We start from the raw sequence: 16,889 nt of genomic DNA on the forward strand, positions 1-16,889 counted from the left end.
GGCGCTACCTCAGCTTCAGCGTGGAGAGGCCGACCAGCGCCAGGATGATGGCGATGATCCAGAACCGGATGACGATGGTCGGCTCCTGCCAGCCCTTCTTCTCGAAGTGGTGATGCAGGGGCGCCATGCGGAACACGCGCTTGCCGGTCAGCTTGAACGAGGCGACCTGGACGATCACCGAGACCGTCTCCAGCACGAACAGGCCGCCGACGATGGCCAGCACCAGCTCGTGCTTGGTGATGACGCTGATGGTGCCGAGCGCGCCGCCCAGGGACAGCGAGCCCGTGTCGCCCATGAACACCATGGCCGGCGGGGCGTTGAACCACAGGAAGCCGAGGCCGGCGCCGATCAGCGCGCCGCAGACGACCGCCAGCTCGCCGGTGCCCGGCACGTGGTGGATCTGCAGGTAGTTCGCGAAGACCGCGTTGCCGACCAGGTAGGAGATCAGCGCGAACACCCCGCCGGCGATCATCACCGGCACGATCGCCAGGCCGTCGAGCCCGTCGGTCAGGTTCACCGCATTCGAGGCGCCGATCATTACGAACACGGCGAAGGGGATGAAGAACCAGCTCAGGTTCAGCAGCAGGTCCTTGAAGAAGGGCACCGCCAGGCTGAAGGTCAGCGGTTCGTCGAAGGTCGAGGTGATGGCCAGCGCCGCCGCCGTCGCGATGGCGATCTGGAAGGCGAGCTTCAGCTTGCCCGGAAGGCCCTTGGTGTTCTTCTTGGTCAGCTTCAGCCAGTCGTCGGAGAAGCCGATCGCGCCGAAGCCCAGGGTCACCATCAGGGTCGCCCAGACGTAGAGGTTCGACAGGTTGGCCCAGAGCAGGGTGGAGACCACCAGCGCGATCAGGATCAGCAGGCCGCCCATGGTCGGCGTGCCCTTCTTGGTCAGAAGGTGGCTTTCCGGGCCGTCCTCGCGGATCGGCTGGCCGTCGGCCTGACGGCTCTTCAGCCATCGGATCACCGCCGGTCCCATCACGAAGGCGATGAACAGCGCCGTCATCGTCGCCCCGCCGGTGCGGAACGTCAGATAGCGGAACAGGTTGAAGGCCTGGAACTGGTCGGCGAAGGGCGCGAGGAGGTTGTACAGCATGGCTCAGCGCCCCCCGGCCTGGACGCGCGGGGCAGGGGCTCCTGCCGCCTCAAGCGCCGTGACGATCGCCTTCATGCCCATCGCGAGCGAACCTTTGATGAGCACCACGTCGCCATCCTTCACATTGCCCGAGACCGCCTCGGCCAGGCCGTCGGCGGCTTCGGTCCACAGGGTCACGCGATCCCGGCCCAGCGCGTCGCGCAGATGGGCCATGGCATCGCCGCAGAGATAGATCGCGTCGGGCCGGGCGGCCTCGACCGCGTCCTTCAGCCCGGCATGGGCCGACGGGGCGGTGTCGCCCAGTTCCCGCATGTCGCCCAGCACCAGGATCCGGCGGTTGGCCGGGGTGCCGGCGAAGACCGACAGGGCCGCCCGCACGGCCGGCGGGCTGGCGTTGTAGCTCTCATCGATCAGCAGGGCGGTGCCGCCATCGGCGGTGCCGAGCGTGATCTGCCCGCCGCGGCCGCGCATGGCGGAGACGGTCGCCAGACGCTCCAGGCAGGGTGCGATGTCGAGCTTCAGGGCGTGGAGGATCGCGACGACGCCCAGGCTGTTGAAGCCCCAGTGCTCGCCGATGCCGCCGACCGTCCAGGTCATCTCGGTGCCGGCGACGGCGGCGGTGACCTTTGTCCCGTCTGCGGCGGGCTCGATGGCGACGCCGCGCACGTCGCAGGTGGCGCCCTGGCCGAAGGTGACGATCCGGTCGACGCCCAGCGTCCGGGCGCGGGCACGGAGCCGGCCGAAGCTGCCGTTGTCGGCGTTGAGCACGGCGACGCCGCCGGGCTCCAGACCCTCCAGGATCTCGGCCTTGGCGTCCGCGATGCCGTCGATGCCATCGAAGAACTCGATATGCACCGGCTCGACATTGGTGATGATCGTGGCGTGCGGAGCCACCAGCCGGGTCAGCGGCCGGATCTCGTTCGCGTGGTTCATGCCAAGCTCGAACACCGCGAAGTCGCAGTCCTGCGGCAGTCGGGCCAGCGACAGCGGCGCGCCGATATGGTTGTTCAGGTTGCCGGCTGTAGCCACCGTCTTGCCCAGCGCGGACAGGCAGGCGGCCAGCATTTCCTTGGTGCCGGTCTTGCCGACGCTGCCGGTCACCGCGACGATCCGGGCGTGGGAGCGGCCACGAGCGGCGCGGCCCAGATCCTCCAGCCCCTCCAGCACGTCGCTCACCACCAGCAGTGGCGCGTTCTCCAGTCCCTGCGGCACGCGAGCGACGAGCGCGGCGGCCGCTCCGGCCTTCAGCGCGGCGGCGACATAGTCGTGGCCGTCCACCCGCTCGCCGGGCAGGGCGACGAAGAGGTCACCGGCGGCGACCTTGCGGCTGTCGATGGTCACGCCGGTGGCGGTCCAGTCCGGCCCGATGGCCTGGCCCTGGGTCGCCTCGACGGCGGCGTCGCGGGTCCACAGCACGGTCATGCGGCACCTGCCCGGGCGGCGATCGCCTCGCGCGCCACGGTGGCGTCGTCGAACGGGTGCTTCACACCCTTGATCTCCTGGCCCTGTTCGTGGCCCTTGCCGGCGATCACCAGCACGTCGCCCGGCCCGAGCTGGGCAATCGTCTCGTGGATCGCCGTGCGGCGGTCGCCGATTTCCACCCCGCCCTTGCAGGAAGCCATGGTGGCGGCACGGATCGCGGCCGGATCCTCGGAGCGTGGATTGTCGTCCGTGACCACCGGCCGGTCGGCGTATTTGGCGACGGCACAGCCCATCATCGGGCGCTTGCCCGGATCGCGGTCGCCGCCGCAGCCGAACACACACCAGAGTTGCCCATCGGTATGGGGGCGGACCGCCTTCAGCACAGTCTCTAGGGCGTCGGAGGTGTGCGCGTAGTCCACATAGATCGCGGCGCCGTTCTCCAGCACCGCGACCCGTTCCATGCGGCCGCGCACGCCGGTCAGATGCGGCAGGGCCTCCAGGGCGAGCTGCATCGGCGTCCCGCTACCAATCGCGAGACCGAGGGCGGCGAGCGCGTTCCAGGCCTGGAAGTCGCCAATCAGCGCCAACTCGACCAGATGGGAGCGGCCGCCGACGGCGATCTCCAGCTCCTGGCCGGTCGGACGGGGGCGGCGCTCGACGATCCGCAGCTCCGCACCTGGGCGCATGCCGTAGGAAAGCACCCGGTGGCGGCGGCGCTCGGCCGCCTCGCGGAACTTGTCGAACTCCGGCGAATCCATGTTCAGCACGGCGGTGCCGCCCGGCGCCATCACCCGGTCGAACAGGCCGAGCTTGGCGGTGCGGTAGGCGTCCATGTCGCCGTGATAGTCGAGATGGTCGCGGGTCAGGTTGGTGAAGGCGGCGGCCTTGACCTCCACCCCGTCCAGCCGCGCCTGGTCCAGCCCGTGGCTCGAGGCCTCCAGGGCGGCGTGGTCGACGCTTACATCGGCCAGGTCGTGCAGCACCTGATGCAGGCGGACCGGATCCGGCGTGGTCAGGCTCGGCCCGGTGGTCTCGCCGTCGACGGTGAGGCCGAGGGTGCCGATGGACGCGGCCGAATAGCCGGCCTTGTTCCAGATCTGCCGGGTGAACTCGGCGACCGAGGTCTTGCCGTTGGTCCCGGTCACGGCCACCACGGTCTCCGGCTGCGGGCCATAGAAGCGGGCGGCCATGCGGGCCAGACGGCGGCGCGGATCGGCGTCGCGCACCAGCCCGACCGCGCACTCGGCGATGTCCGGCGTCGTCAGGATGGCGGCGGCACCCTTGGCGACCGCGTCGGCGATATAGGCGCGGCCGTCCAGCTTGGAGCCGGGTAGGGCGGCGAACAGGAAGCCCGGGCGCACCTCGCGGCTGTCGGCGGTCAGGCCGAGGATTTCCGGGTCTCCGGAAACCGCGACCGCAGGCGCGGCGCTCTGGGCGTTGATGAGATCAGAAAGACGCAAGTCGTTTACCTCCAGCATCAGGCAAATCGACCAGCAGATCGCGGCGAATCTCGGGCGCATCCATGTCGACCGGCGCCACACCAAGGAGGGGGGCGGCCCGTTCGACGATGCGCTTGACGGCCGGAGCCGCGACCCAGCCGCCGGTGGCATAGCCATGGCTGAACTTCTGGCCCTTCGGCTCGTCCACCATGACCAGAACGACGTATTTCGGGTCGTTCACCGGGAAGGCGGCGACGAAGGAAGAGAGCAGGGATTTGCGGGCGTAACCGCGACCGCCACCGGCCTTTTCCGCCGTGCCCGTCTTGCCGCCGACCAGATATCCCTCGGCGTCGGCGTTGCGGCCGGTACCGTCCATGACCACCAGACGCATCAGCTTGCGCATGGCCTGCGAGGTGGACGGCTTCAGCACCTCCTCGCCCAGCACCCGGCCGTTGGTCTTCAGCAGGGTGGTCGGCCGCTTGATGCCACCATTGACCACAGTTGCCACGCCGGCGGCGAGGTGCATCGGACTGACGGACAGGCCATGACCAAAGGAAATCGTCATGGTGTTGATCGGCCGCCACGGGGACGGCACCAGCGGATACCCCCGCTCGGGAAGCTCGAGCGACATCGGCTCCAGCATGCCCATGCGGCCCATGAACTCCTTCTGGCGCTCGGTGCCGACATCCATCGCCATCTTCACCGAGCCGATATTGGACGAGTACTTGAAGATCTCGGCGACAGAGAGCCAGCGGTTCTCGCCGTGGAAGTCGTTGATGGTGAAACGGGCGATCTTGATCGGCTTGGTGGCGTCGTAGCCGTCGCTCAGCGTCACCGTCCCGGCATCGAGCGCCATGGCGGTGTTAAAGATCTTGAAGGTCGAGCCCATCTCGTAGACGCCGAGGGTCGCGCGGTTGAAACGCTGGTCCTCGCTCATTTCGGCGGCCATGTTCGGATCGAAATCGGGCAGCGACACCATGGCGACGGTCTCGCCAGTGTTCACGTCGAGCACGACGCCGGTACCGCCGATCGCCTCGAAGATGCTGATCTGGTGGGCCAGTTCCTGGCGCACGATATGCTGGATGCGCAGGTCGATGGACAGGTGCAGCGGTTCGCGGCCGTCGCGCAGGACCTCGTCGAAGGACCGCTCCACGCCGGAGATGCCGCGGTCGTCGATATCGGTGAAGCCCACCACATGGGCCATCAGCGAGCTCTGCGGGTAGATCCGCTTCCACTCGTCCATGAAATGCAGGCCGGGGATACCCAGCGCGTTGACCCGGTACTGCTCGTGCGGGGTCAAGCTGCGCTTCAGCCAGACGAACCGGCGATTCGCGCGCAGTTTCGCTTCCACTTCGGCGACCGGCAGATCGGTCAGCACAGTGGTCAGCCGGCGCGCGGCCCGGGCGGCGTCCAGCACCTCGGTCGGGTCGGCGTAGAGCGACGGGGTGCGTAGGGAGGTGGCGACCAGCAGGCCGTTACGATCGACGATGTCGGCCCGGCCGGTCTGCAGGGCCGCATCGGCGGCGGCGGTCGGCACCGTCGGTTCGTTGTGGTCGCGCAGGGCGGAGAGTTCGACGACCCGACCGGCGACGGCGGTGAAGGCCAGGGTCAGCAGGCAGCCGGCGAGAATCAGACGGTTCCGACCGATCTCCAACGCTTGCTTGGTGACGCCCTCCAGGCGAACCGACTTACCCGTTCTGATCTGGGGGAAGTCGGTCATCGGCGCACCTTCGCGGAGATGGTGATTGGGCGGGGCATGGGGGCAGGGGGCGCGAAGGCCGGCAGGGTGTCGGTGGTGGCCGCGGCGTCCTGCAGGCCGGCGCTCATCGTCCCGGCGTCGTCCAGCAGCGAGGGCAGGCGGATCGGCAACTGCTCGATCTGGCCGAGGCGGGTGGTGTCCAGCGGCACCAGGTCGAGATGGCGACGGACCATCGCCTCCAGGTTGCTCGGCCGGTTCAGGTAGGACCATTCGGCCTCGAGCACATGCACCGCCTCCTGATTGGCCAGGATCTCGCGATGCAGGGCGGCGAGCTTCTCTTCGCGGTCCTGGACCTCGTATTTCACCAGGAACAGGGCGACGCCCAGGCAGGCGGCGACGAGGAACCAAAGGATCGTTACGCGACGCATCACGCTGCCTCCTGCCCGGTCCAGGCCGGGGCATCCGTGCGGTGACCGACCCGCAGACGAGCGGACCGGGCGCGGGGGTTGCGGGCGATCTCCTCCTCGGAGGGGGCGATCGGGCGCGTGCTGGTCAGGGTGAAGGTCGGCTGGCGCTCGGCGCGCTTGCCGGCGATGGCGTCGGGGGTGTGGCGCGACGGGTTGGCGGTGCGGCCGGAGCGCTTGCGCAGGAAGGTCTTCACCCGCCGGTCCTCCAGCGAGTGGAAGGACACCACGGCCAGCCGACCGCCCGGGGCGAGCAGCCGCTCGGCGGCGTCGAGACCCTGGTCGAGCTCTTCCAGCTCCTTGTTCACGTGGATGCGCAGGGCCTGGAAGGTGCGGGTGGCGGGGTCGATCCCACGGTCGGGGGCGGACGGCACCACCCGGCGGACCAGCTCGGCAAGCTCGCCGGTCCGCCGGATGGGCGTCGTCGTCCGTGCCCTGACGATCGCCTTGGCGACGCGGCGGGCATACCGCTCTTCGCCCAGATGGAAGATGATGTCGGCCAGCTCCTTCTCGCTCGCCTCGTTCACCACGTCGGCCGCCGTCGGACCATTGCGCTCCATGCGCATGTCCAGCGGGCCGTCGAAGCGGAAGGAGAAGCCGCGTTCGGCCTCGTCGAGCTGGGGCGAGGAGACGCCGAGGTCGAGGGCGATGCCATCGACCTTCGGGTATCCGGCCGCGCGGGCCAGGCCGTCCATCTCGCCGAACCGGCCGTGCAGGGGGATCAGCCGGCTGCCGTTCGGGCTGCCGAACTCCTGCGCCAGGGTGCGGGCGCGGGCGATCGCATCGGGGTCGCGATCCACGGCGAGAACGGTGCAGTCGGCGGCCTCCAGGATCGCGCGGGTATAGCCGCCGACCCCGAAAGTGCCGTCGAGATGGCATTCGCCGGCCTTGGGAGCGAGGGCAGTCACGACCTCGGCCAGCAGGACGGAGATGTGGAGGGAGCCGGTCATCGCCCGCCCCCATCGTTCGGTTTCACGATGCGCAGGGTCGCACCCTTGTCGCGGGCGCGCTGGCGGGCGGCGTTGCGGTGCGCCTCGAACGCGGCGGGCTCCCACACCTGGAAGCTCTTGCCGAGGCCGACGAACATCGCGGTCTCGCCCATGCCGGCGAAGTCGGCCAGGTCCTTGGGCAGCATGATGCGGCCGTCGCCGTCGATGGTCAGGCGCACGCTGTCCGCCAGGATGGTCTGAAGATTTTCGGCTTCCTCGGAGAAGGCGTCGAGCGCGTCGATGGATTCGGCGATCTGCTCTATCCGCTCGTCGCCGCAGCCTTCCAGGCAGGGATGCTTGAAGGACGGGTAGAGAATGACGCCGCTGGAGCTTTCCTGTTCGAGGGCGGCACGGAACGTCGCAGGAACCGAGACCCGGCCCTTCTTGTCGATCCTGTTCGCGAATGTGGACAGAAAAACCGCCACCCGTGCCCTCGCGTGCCGGTGTGATCCGTCGTTATTCCCCTACGACCTTGCGGCCTCGACCTCCTTGTTCCCGTGACCGGTTCCGAGCGTGTCCCCCGATACGGATCGGGCCGGTGAGTGACGGCAGACGTGGTCTGCCCACCGTCATTCATGGGATGTGATGGGATATCATGGGCTAACATGGGGGTCAATGGGAACTGACCCGCATTCTTTGGGTATTACAGGCGTTTTCCGGGACCGGCCGGGCGTTCGTTCTGTGGATCAAAGAAAAACCGTTCGGCGAGAAAGCAGAGGCTTTCGGCGCCGTAAAAGGACGTTTCACGAATATTGTTCATGAAATGTTCCTATTTGCTCCGAGCATAACCCTGATCGGGCGCGGCAGGCGCGAAATGGGATGGCACGGGACAGAGCTGGGAGGAGGCGACGGTTCAGTCGCACGATAGGATGACCCCATATAGATCGGATGGGAGCCCAAAAGACCCACCTCTATAGAGATGCCTCCGGGGAAATTACCCAGTTTCAACGGATGTGTTGGATTCGCTAGACTAGGATAAATTATGATGTGCTATAAATGAGCTTCATGTAGTTGCACGCAGGCGGTAGAGATGTTCCGAGAAAAGCCATGGGTGGCTGATTGGTTTTTTGTTCCGGAAAGCGTGAGTGGTAGTCGTCATTTTTCAGTCTATGCTGAGTTATCCGGTTCATACTACGTAAGCTGGACTATTGATTCCGAACATGAATGCCTCAAGGGCGTCAATGGATTCAACGCCCTCAGAAGGGCGGTGGAGACACTAGACGGTTGGCTCGACCACGTTGCTGATGGCAGGTACGCGCGACAACCATTCTCGATAACAGAAGGCGCCTTCGAAGCTGCGCGGAACAGCGCTATTAGGCGGGACTGTTACATAGAGCCTGGCGGTACCGACGACCCGCGGCTCTAGAGAACATATGTCCGCCGTTAAGGGCTGCCTTGAAAAATCTGAGCCGCTGGACGTTGCGGCGAGGAAAAGGTTCAGACGGTCTGTAAGCCGGGTTCTGTCCCCCGGACCAGGTCCGGGGTGACGGCCATTCATCTGGGACGGTCGTTGCCGACCGCCTCGCGCGACCTACCCGGACGACGACGCGGGAACGCGTCCGCTGCCCTCTTGCGAGTCAGCCGGTCATCCCTATTCGGTCTTGCTCCCGGTGGGGTTTACCTTGCCGATCCCGTTACCGGTCTCGCGGTGCGCTCTTACCGCACCCTTTCACCCTTACCCAGGAGCACTAGACGCCTGGGCGGTTTGCTTTCTGTGGCACTGTCCCTGGGGTCGCCCCCGCCGGGTGTTACCCGGCACCGTGTTCCCGTGGAGCCCGGACTTTCCTCCCATGCCCCTGCGGACACCGGCGGCCGCCCGACCGTCTGAACGCGGCGACAGGTAAGCCTCCCCCGGCGGCCCGTCAAGAAAAGTGGCGCATCAGGAAGAGTCGGCCGAAACGCGAAGCGCCCGCCGGTGAGGCGGGCGCTTGCGAAAGTGATATCAGGTTACTGCGTCAGACGCAGACGGTCTCCAGCGGCGGGAAGCCGTTGAAACCGACCGAGGAATAGGTCGAGGTATAGGCGCCGGTCGCCAGGATCAGCACCTCGTCGCCCGCCCGCAGGGCCATCGGCATGGCGTAGCCGGCCTTCTCGTACAGGATGTCGGCGCTGTCGCAGCTCGGGCCGGCCAGGATGACCGGGCCGGTCGCCCCGGTCAGCTCGGCGCCGTCGCGGGTCGCGGTCAGCCGGTACTTGATCGCCTCATCCATGGTCTCGGCGAGACCGGAGAACTTGCCGATGTCGAGATAGATCCAGCGCTCGTCCTCGCTGGCGTCCTTCTTCGACACCAGGACGACCTCGGAGCGGATCACGCCCGCGTCGCCGACCAGGCCGCGGCCCGGCTCGGCGATGGTGGTGATGCCCATGCCGGCGAAGTGCGTCTCCAGGGCCGCCATGATGGCGTTGCCATAGGCTTCCGCCTCGGCGACGTCGTCACGGTAGCGGGCCGGGAAGCCGCCGCCGATATTGACCAGATCGAGCTCGATGCCGTCCTCGGCCAGGGCGTTGAACAGGGCGGCGGTCTCGGCCAGCGCGCCGTCCCACTGGGACAGGTCGCTCTGCTGCGAGCCCACATGGAAGGACACGCCGCGGGGGGTGAGGCCCATGTCGGCGGCCTTGCGCAGCAGGGTGGCGGCCATGGCCGGGGTGCAGCCGAACTTCCGCGACAGCGGCCAGTCGGCCCCGTCGCCCGAGGTCAGGATGCGGCAGAACACCTCCGCACCCGGCGCGGAACGGGCGAGCTTCTCAAGCTCCTCCTCGGCGTCGAAGGCGAAGAGCGGCACGCCGACCGAATGAGCGAAGGCGATGTCGCGCTCTTTCTTGATGGTGTTGCCGAAGGACAGGCGCGAGGCATCGACGCCGCGCGCCAGGCACAGCTCGATCTCGCCGCGGCTGGCCACGTCGAAGCGGCAGCCGAGGGCGGCCAGCCGGTCGACCACGCCATTGGCCGGGTTGGCCTTCACCGCGTAGTAGATCGCGGTTTCCGGCAGGGCCCGGGCCAGCGCGCGGTAGTTCCACTCGACGACCGAGAGATCGACGGCGACGACCGGGTGCTGGTGGGGGGTGGCCGCGAAATAGTCGCGGATCGCATCCGTCACTTCGCCCCGCGGCGGGGTCGCGGCCGGCACGAGGCTCAGCAGCGGCTTGGACGCCGGGATCGGACGACGGGTATCGGTTGAGGTACGGAGACGGGCGCGCGCGCCCGCTTCGGGTTGCAGCATCGTGGGGTTCCCCCTTCGCAACCGCCCACTTAAGGGACGGGGTTGTGAAAAGAGACGCCTCTCGTCGTTGCTTAACCGCTATGGGGCCAGGGGCACGTGCGTTTGCGTCGGTGAGCGGAACGTATGAACGAACGGCCTGTCATGCAAACGGTTTTTCAGGCGGTACGCACATTTGTGCCACCTGTTGCAGCATAGCCGCTCCGCGTGGATCGTATGGCTGCCCCAGGGAGAGCGGCTCCCAGTGGCGGCGGAAGCCGTTCAGCGCCATGCGCGACACCGGATCGGCGAAGCTGGGTGCGCCGGTGCGGTAGCCGATGCGGGCCAAGGCCGCGACCGCCTCGGCCTCGCCCAGCACCGCCGGGGCGAGCCGATCCGGAAACAGGCCGATGCCGGCGCGGGCCAGGCCGCGCCAGTCGAACAGGTGGCCCGGATCGACCTTGCGGCCTGGAGCGACGTCGCTGTGTCCCAGCACCCGGTGCGCCGGAATCCGGTGGCGGGCGAGGATCTCCCGGCACAGGGCCATGACCGCGAGCATCTGGACTTCGGGGAAGGGACCGTAGCCGTGGCTGTGCCCCCGATTCGCGATCTCGATGCCGATGGAGCGGGAGTTGATGTCGGTCTCGCCGGCCCACCAGGACACGCCTGCATGCCAGGCGCGGCGGTCCTCGTCGACCAGCCGCCAGACCCGTCCGTCCTCGCCGACCACGTAATGGGCGCTGACCTGGGCCGCCGGGTCACAGAGCAGGTCGGCGGCATCCTGGGCCCGGACCATGTCGGTGTAATGCAGCAACAGCATGTCCACCGGGCCGCGGCGCTCACCGTGATTCGGGGAGGGCTGCTCGATCATGCCGCGTCTCTGATCATGCCTCGGCGGAATCCGTCTTCGGGTCGGCCGGCTTCTCCGGCGGGGTCAGGATGACGATCGCCACGCCCACCAGGGTCAGCGCACCGCCGACGAACTTCTCCAGGGTCGCCGGCTCGCCGAGGATGAAGATCCCGGCGGCGACACCGAAGGTCGGGGCGAGCAGCGAGAGCGGCATGATCGTCGTCACGGGGTAGCGCTGGATCAGACGATACCACAGCCCGTAGCCGAACACCGTCACCGCGACCGCCATGTAGACCACGGAACCCCAGCCCCACAGGCCGGCATGCGCCACCTCGCCCCAGCGGTCGCCTTCCAGAATGGCGGAGCCGATCAGGAGCTGCGGCACGGCGAGCACCGCGATCCAGGCGTTCAGGGTCATCGTGTCGATCTGGCCGAGCCGCTTCACTTGGATGGCCGACACCGCCCAGCACAGGGCCGCGAGAATCGTCAGCGAGAGATAGAACGGATCCGGCGCCTCATGGGGTGCGCCGGCGATCAGCACGATCCCGCCGATGGCGAGCGCGCCGCCGGCCGCCTTCCGCCAGCCGAGCCGGTCGTGGAAGATCAGGAAGGCGAGCAGGGCGGAGAACGGCACCTGGATCTGCACGGCGATGGCGGCGACCGAGGCGTCGATGCCGCTCAGCCCGGTGAACATCAGGGCGAAATGCAGGAAGCCGAGGGTAAAGGAGATCGCCGCGACCTGACCGAACTGCCCATGCGGCCATTTCAGCCAGGGGCTCAACAGCAGCGCGGTCAACGCATACCGCAGGGCAACCAAGAGCATCGGTGGCATCTCGCCGAGGCCGAGCTTCGTGACGGCGAAATTGAGGCCCCACGCGATATTGACCGCGACCGCGAGCAGAATGTCGATCGGTCTCACGGTGTTTGCGCTGCAGCAAAAATCAGGAGCATGGCCCGAGTGATAGGGCCTACATCCGGCGCCGTCCAGCGCCGTGATGGAAGCGGATCAGTGCTCCTGTTGCGTTTTTGGCGCGGTTTTGCGTGTCGCCTCGGAGGGCACCGGCGGACGGGGCGAGGCGGGGGGCTCCAGGGGTGCCGCCACGGCCACGGCCGGCGCGATATCGCGCCGGGCATCGGGGGCGGGGTCCGGAAGGTTGCCCTGCGCCGCCATCAGGAACATGGCGAGGAAGGGGGAGAGGGCTGCGCTCGAAAGCATGTCGTATCCTTGGGTCAGAGGGTTTGGCTCAGAACGTGTCGCGGCGCCGAATTCCGTCGCCGGACGTCACGTTTTGTCCCAGGAAGCGCTTGATTATATGCCGGCCAAATGTGGCGGTTTAGTGGAAAAGTGAAAAATCCCGGTAGGTTATTCGCAATGCTTGACCTTCCCGTTACTGGAATCGGTACGCTGCTTCGCTGATCAAGAAGGGTGTGGAGGGGAAGGATCGATGCAGGGACGTGCGACGATACTGGTCATCGGCGTGCTCCTCCTCATGGCGGCGGTCGGTGCGCTGCTGCTGACCGGCCGCGGTTCCGACGACAGCGGCACGATCCGACTGGACCCGGCGGACACGGTCCTGGTCGCGGACGGCGCGCGCATTTACCGCGAGGCCTGTGCGAGCTGTCACGGCGCCGATCTGGAAGGCCAGGCCGCCTGGCAGCAGCGCCGGGCTGACGGTCGTCTTCCGGCCCCGCCCCATGACCCGAGCGGCCATACCTGGCACCATCCGGATGCCGCGCTCTTCGCGCTGACCAAATACGGGCCGGCGGCCGTGATCAACGATCCGACCTACCCGACGGACATGCCGGGCTTCGCCGACAGCCTGAGCGATCGGGACATCCTGGCGGTGCTGTCCTATATCAAGAGCACCTGGCCGGCGGACATCCGCGCCCGCCACGACGCGATCAACGCTCGAGCCGCCGGAGGATAGCCGGCGCCGGTCGGGTGCAACTCAGCCCGATGCGAGGAGCCACCCATGCGCCGCTTTCTGATCCCCACCGTTTCCGCCGGCCTGTGCGCGCTGCTCGTTCTCTGCCTGCTGCAGGCGCCGACCGCCCAAGCGCATTCCGGTGCCACCGGGGTGGTGAAGGAACGCATGGCACTGATGAAGACGCTTGGCGGCGAGATCAAGAAGATCGCGGCCATGTTCAAGGGCGAGGCGGCCTACGATCCCGGCGAGATTGCGGCGGCGGCGCGACGGATCGAGGATGGCTCGGGCGGACACATGCTGCGCCTGTTTCCGGAAGGCTCGACCGGTCATCCGAGCGAGGCGAAGGACGGTATCTGGCGTCACTGGCCGGAATTCGAGGCCCGGGCCGACGAACTCGGAACCGAGGCCTCTGCCCTGGCAGCGGTGGCCGACACCGGTAAGGCGGAGGCGCGGACAGCCTTCGGACGGCTCGCGAAGACCTGCAAGGCCTGCCACCAGGATTTCAAGTCGGACTGAGGGCCGCCCTCAAACCTGCGCCTTGACGGGGTCCGACATGGTCAGCCGGTTTCGCACACTGGGGCGCTCCTGCATCCGGGCATACCAGGCCCGAAGGGCGTCGCATTCCGAAGGCACCGGCAGCTTGACCAGCTCGGCGAAGATCAGACCGCCGAACAGGGTGATGTCGGCCATCGAGAACGCTTCGCCGGCGACGAACGGCTGCCGCCGCAGAACCTCGTCGAAATAGCACATGCCCCGCATCGCCTTGTCGCGCTGTCTCAACCCCCATTCGGCGTTCTGGTAGATCTCGACATCGGGGCCGAGCCCCGGCGTGGCGTGGTGGAAATAGACGCTGATGGCGTCGAGCACTTCCAACTCGGCGCGCCGGTTCATCATGTGGATCACGCCCTTTTCGAGCGGCGTGGTGCCGGTCAGCGTGGGGAGGCCCTCCAACGCATCGAGATACTCCGTGATCGCGGTGCATTCGGCGATGAAGGTCCCGTCGTCGAGTTCCAGGACGGGCAGGGTTCCCGAGTAGTTCTTCGCCAGGAACTCCGGCCTCTTGTGCTCGCCCTTGCGGAGACTGACCGACACGAAGGTCACGCGGGATTGCAGGCCTTTCTCGGCCAGGGCGATGCGGACGCGGGCCGGGTAGGGGCCGGTATGCCAGTCGTGAATCTTCATGGTCTGCGATTCTCTACCTGTCACTTGGTAGATAGATTATCAGAGCTTTCACCTTTCCTGGTCAACGTCTATCTGTCACATGGTAGGTAACGATGGTCACGGCGCGAGGCGGCACAATGCGGACAAATGCCCGGGAGGCGATCCTGGCGGCGGCCAGACGGACGGCGCAGGCGCGCGGGTATGGGGGCCTCAATTTTCGCGACCTCGCCGAAGAGGTCGGCATCAAGGCGGCGAGCATTCACTACTACTTCCCGGCCAAGGCCGATCTCGGAGCGGCGGTCGCGCGTCGATATTGGGAGGATACGGCCGCCCACCTCGACACCCTGTCGGCGGGGGATGCGTCGCCGCTCGATTGTCTGCGCGCCTATCCCGCGGTGTTCCGCAAGGCGATGGAGAACGGGAACCGCATGTGTCTGTGCAGCTTCATGGCGGCGGAATCCGACGACCTGCCGGATGCGGTGAAGGCCGAGGTCCTGACCTTCGCCGACGTCAACGTGGCGTGGCTCGCGAAACTGCTGTCGGCGGCGCAGGGGCTGAGCTCCGAGGACAGCGAAATGCGCGCCCGGGCCATCTTCGCCGCCATTGCCGGTGCGCAGCTCATGGCCCGAAGCCGGTCGGATGTCGCGCTGTACGACGCCCTGATCGAGTCCTATCGGTCGACGGGCCTCCTGCCGGGTTAGAGCAAATCACGATCAGATGGAATCATCTGTTCGTGTGAATTTGCTCTATCTTCAATAGCTTAGGGCAGTCCGGCTACCGGGCGCCTTCCAGCTCTTCCTTCAGCGCCTCCAGTTCCAGCCAACGATCCTCGGCGGCGGCCAGTTCTTCCTGGGCGGCGACGAGACGGGCGCTCTTGGTCTGGAAGGTCTTCGGATCGCGGCTGAAGAGGTCGGCATCGGCCAGTTGCTGGCCGAGTGTTTCGATCTCCGCCTCCAGCTTGGCGATCCGCTCCGGCAGTAGCTCCAGTTCGCGGCCGTCCTTGTAGGACATCTTGGTGCTGCGGGTACGCGGCTTCTCCGGCGCCGGCTTGGTCTTGGCGGTCTTGACGGCGGGGGACTCGGCCGGCTTCTCGGTGCGGCGGCGTTCCGCCAGATAGTCCTGATAGCCGCCGACATACTCCCGGATCCGGCCCTCGCCCTCGACCGCGATGATCGAGGTGACGGTGCGGTCCAGGAAGTCGCGGTCGTGGCTGACCAGGAGGACGGTGCCGTCGTAGTCGGAAACCTCCTCCTGGAGCAGGTCCAGGGTCTCCACGTCCAGGTCGTTGGTCGGCTCGTCGAGGATCATCAGGTTGTGCGACTGGGCGAACAGCTTGGCCAGCAGCAGCCGGTTGCGCTCTCCCCCCGACAGGGTGGCGACCTTGGCGGTCGCCTGGCGGTCGGCGAACAGGAAGTCGCGCAGGTAGGACACCACGTGCTTCTTCTTCCCGTGGATCTCCACGCTGTCGCCGCCGCCCGGGCAGAGAGTGGACCACAGGGTGTCGGCCGGGTTGAGCTGCTCGCGTTTCTGGTCGAAATAGATCGTCTCGACCCCGAACCCGGTCTTCACCCGCCCGCTGTCCGGCTCCTCCTGGCCCAGCAGCATGCGCAGCAGGGTGGTCTTGCCCGCGCCGTTCGGGCCGATGATGCCGATCCGGTCCTTGCGCCGCACGGTGAAGGAGACGTTGTCGGCCACGGTCTTCTCCACGCCGCGCTCGTCGGTGAAGCGTTTCGACAGGCCGATCGCCTCCATGACGAGGCTGCCGCTGCGGCTCGCCTCGCCGGCGTCGATCTTCATGCCTTCCGGCCGCTTGATTCGTTCCGCCCGTTCGCGGCGGAGGTCCAGCAGCCCGCGCACCCGGCCCATGTTGCGCTTGCGCCGGGCGGTCAGCCCCTCGCGCAGCCAGCGGGTCTCCTCGGCGATCTGCCGGTTCAGCTTGTGGGCCTGTACCTCTTCGTCGGCGATCAGCTTCTCCGCCCAGTCGGGGAACGCGTCGATGCCCTCGTTCAGCCGGTGGAGCTGGCCGCGCTCCAGCCACAGGGTGCGGTTGGCGAGGCGGCGCAGGAAGGCACGGTCGTGGCTGATGATCAGGAGGCCGGCCTCGAGCCCTTCCAGCATGTCCTCCAGCCATTCGATGGTCGGCAGGTCCAGGTGGTTGGTCGGCTCGTCCAGCAGCAGCACGTCGGGCTCGGAGACCAGCGCCCGGGCCAGCGCGCCGCGCCGGGCCTCGCCGCCCGACAGCCCGCCCATGGTCCGGCCGCCGTCCAGCGACAGGCCGGCGATGGCCGCCTCCACCAGATGGTCGCGCGGCGCGCCGTCGGTCGCCGGCGGCAGCCCGCCCTCGACATATTCGAACACCGTCATGTCCTTTGGGGGGCGCGGGTCCTGGGGCAGGTAGACGATCCGCGCGCCCGGCTTCACGAAGCGGTCGCCGCTGTCGACGTCGATCTCGGCGGCCAACGCCTTCATCAGGGTCGACTTGCCCGAGCCGTTGCGGCCGACCAGGCAGATCCGGTCGCCCTTCGCCACCGGAAGGTCGATGCCGGAGAACAGCGGATTGCCGCCGAAGCCGAGACCGGCCCCACGCAGGGCGACGGCCGGAGGGGCCGCACGGTCGGTTGCAGTTGCCATGGATCAGGCTTTCATC

At 67.4% G+C, this 16,889-nt stretch carries 16 protein-coding genes and 1 other RNA gene; 3 read left to right on the plus strand and 14 right to left on the minus strand.

Features of this window, described 5'->3' with window-relative positions:
* Positions 1 to 4: 4 nt before the first annotated feature.
* The 12 genes from mraY to ACOQOP_RS01900 form a co-directional block, all read right to left on the minus strand.
* Positions 5 to 1,093 (minus strand): phospho-N-acetylmuramoyl-pentapeptide-transferase, encoded by a 1,089-nt coding sequence (mraY, locus tag ACOQOP_RS01845; protein WP_420564613.1) that lies wholly within the window; start codon positions 1,091 to 1,093, stop codon positions 5 to 7.
* Between the two features lie 3 nt (positions 1,094 to 1,096).
* On the minus strand, positions 1,097 to 2,515 hold the full coding sequence (locus ACOQOP_RS01850; RefSeq protein WP_420564614.1) for a UDP-N-acetylmuramoyl-tripeptide--D-alanyl-D-alanine ligase: 1,419 nt from the start codon (positions 2,513 to 2,515) through the stop codon (positions 1,097 to 1,099).
* Positions 2,512 to 3,975, minus strand: a complete 1,464-nt coding sequence (locus tag ACOQOP_RS01855) for a UDP-N-acetylmuramoyl-L-alanyl-D-glutamate--2,6-diaminopimelate ligase (RefSeq protein WP_420564615.1) — start codon at positions 3,973 to 3,975, stop codon at positions 2,512 to 2,514. Before ACOQOP_RS01855 ends, ACOQOP_RS01850 begins: the two co-directional genes overlap by 4 nt.
* Positions 3,962 to 5,674 (minus strand): peptidoglycan D,D-transpeptidase FtsI family protein, encoded by a 1,713-nt coding sequence (locus ACOQOP_RS01860; protein ID WP_420564616.1) that lies wholly within the window; start codon positions 5,672 to 5,674, stop codon positions 3,962 to 3,964. The genes ACOQOP_RS01855 and ACOQOP_RS01860 overlap by 14 nt, the downstream gene beginning before the upstream one ends.
* Entirely contained in the window at positions 5,671 to 6,081 is a 411-nt protein-coding gene (gene ftsL, locus ACOQOP_RS01865) for a cell division protein FtsL (protein WP_420564617.1), read from the minus strand. Before ftsL ends, ACOQOP_RS01860 begins: the two co-directional genes overlap by 4 nt.
* A complete protein-coding gene (gene rsmH, locus ACOQOP_RS01870) occupies positions 6,081 to 7,067 on the minus strand; it encodes a 16S rRNA (cytosine(1402)-N(4))-methyltransferase RsmH (protein WP_420564618.1) in 987 nt (328 codons plus the stop codon). Before rsmH ends, ftsL begins: the two co-directional genes overlap by 1 nt.
* Positions 7,064 to 7,531: a division/cell wall cluster transcriptional repressor MraZ gene (mraZ, locus tag ACOQOP_RS01875; protein WP_420564619.1), complete on the minus strand. Its 468-nt coding sequence runs from the start codon at positions 7,529 to 7,531 to the stop codon at positions 7,064 to 7,066. The genes rsmH and mraZ overlap by 4 nt, the downstream gene beginning before the upstream one ends.
* 1,008 nt (positions 7,532 to 8,539) lie before the next feature.
* Positions 8,540 to 8,934: RNase P RNA component class A (gene rnpB, locus ACOQOP_RS01880), an RNA gene on the minus strand.
* 127 nt (positions 8,935 to 9,061) lie between these two features.
* Positions 9,062 to 10,204 (minus strand): type III PLP-dependent enzyme, encoded by a 1,143-nt coding sequence (locus ACOQOP_RS01885; protein WP_420566508.1) that lies wholly within the window; start codon positions 10,202 to 10,204, stop codon positions 9,062 to 9,064.
* A 262-nt stretch (positions 10,205 to 10,466) separates the two neighbouring features.
* Positions 10,467 to 11,174, minus strand: a complete 708-nt coding sequence (locus tag ACOQOP_RS01890) for an N-acetylmuramoyl-L-alanine amidase (RefSeq protein WP_420564620.1) — start codon at positions 11,172 to 11,174, stop codon at positions 10,467 to 10,469.
* 13 nt (positions 11,175 to 11,187) lie between these two features.
* Positions 11,188 to 12,072 carry a DMT family transporter gene (locus ACOQOP_RS01895; RefSeq protein ID WP_420564621.1) on the minus strand — a complete coding sequence of 295 codons (885 nt, stop codon included), beginning with the start codon at positions 12,070 to 12,072 and terminating at the stop codon, positions 11,188 to 11,190.
* A gap of 87 nt (positions 12,073 to 12,159) precedes the next feature.
* Positions 12,160 to 12,369, minus strand: coding sequence for a hypothetical protein (locus ACOQOP_RS01900; RefSeq protein ID WP_420564622.1), 210 nt, complete (start codon positions 12,367 to 12,369; stop codon positions 12,160 to 12,162).
* A gap of 229 nt (positions 12,370 to 12,598) precedes the next feature.
* Between ACOQOP_RS01900 and ACOQOP_RS01905 the strand changes: the two genes are divergently transcribed.
* Together ACOQOP_RS01905 and ACOQOP_RS01910 are read left to right on the plus strand one after the other, a co-directional pair.
* Entirely contained in the window at positions 12,599 to 13,081 is a 483-nt protein-coding gene (locus ACOQOP_RS01905; RefSeq protein ID WP_420564623.1) for a c-type cytochrome, read from the plus strand.
* Positions 13,082 to 13,126: 45 nt separating this feature from the next.
* The gene (locus ACOQOP_RS01910) at positions 13,127 to 13,597 is read left to right on the plus strand and encodes a c-type cytochrome (RefSeq protein ID WP_420564624.1); all 471 of its coding nucleotides are present in this window, start codon (positions 13,127 to 13,129) and stop codon (positions 13,595 to 13,597) included.
* Positions 13,598 to 13,606: 9 nt separating this feature from the next.
* Here the strand turns inward: ACOQOP_RS01910 and ACOQOP_RS01915 are convergent, their stop codons facing one another.
* Entirely contained in the window at positions 13,607 to 14,263 is a 657-nt protein-coding gene (locus ACOQOP_RS01915) for a glutathione S-transferase (protein WP_420564625.1), read from the minus strand.
* Between the two features lie 116 nt (positions 14,264 to 14,379).
* Between ACOQOP_RS01915 and ACOQOP_RS01920 the strand changes: the two genes are divergently transcribed.
* Positions 14,380 to 14,943 carry a TetR/AcrR family transcriptional regulator gene (locus ACOQOP_RS01920; RefSeq protein WP_420564626.1) on the plus strand — a complete coding sequence of 188 codons (564 nt, stop codon included), beginning with the start codon at positions 14,380 to 14,382 and terminating at the stop codon, positions 14,941 to 14,943.
* Between the two features lie 73 nt (positions 14,944 to 15,016).
* Here ACOQOP_RS01920 and ACOQOP_RS01925 read toward each other — a convergent pair whose 3' ends face one another.
* On the minus strand, positions 15,017 to 16,873 hold the full coding sequence (locus ACOQOP_RS01925; RefSeq protein ID WP_420564627.1) for an ATP-binding cassette domain-containing protein: 1,857 nt from the start codon (positions 16,871 to 16,873) through the stop codon (positions 15,017 to 15,019).
* Between the last annotated feature and the right edge of the window lie 16 nt (positions 16,874 to 16,889).

The sequence above is a fragment of the Thalassobaculum sp. genome, from assembly GCF_965223715.1.
Lineage (GTDB): Bacteria > Pseudomonadota > Alphaproteobacteria > Thalassobaculales > Thalassobaculaceae > Thalassobaculum.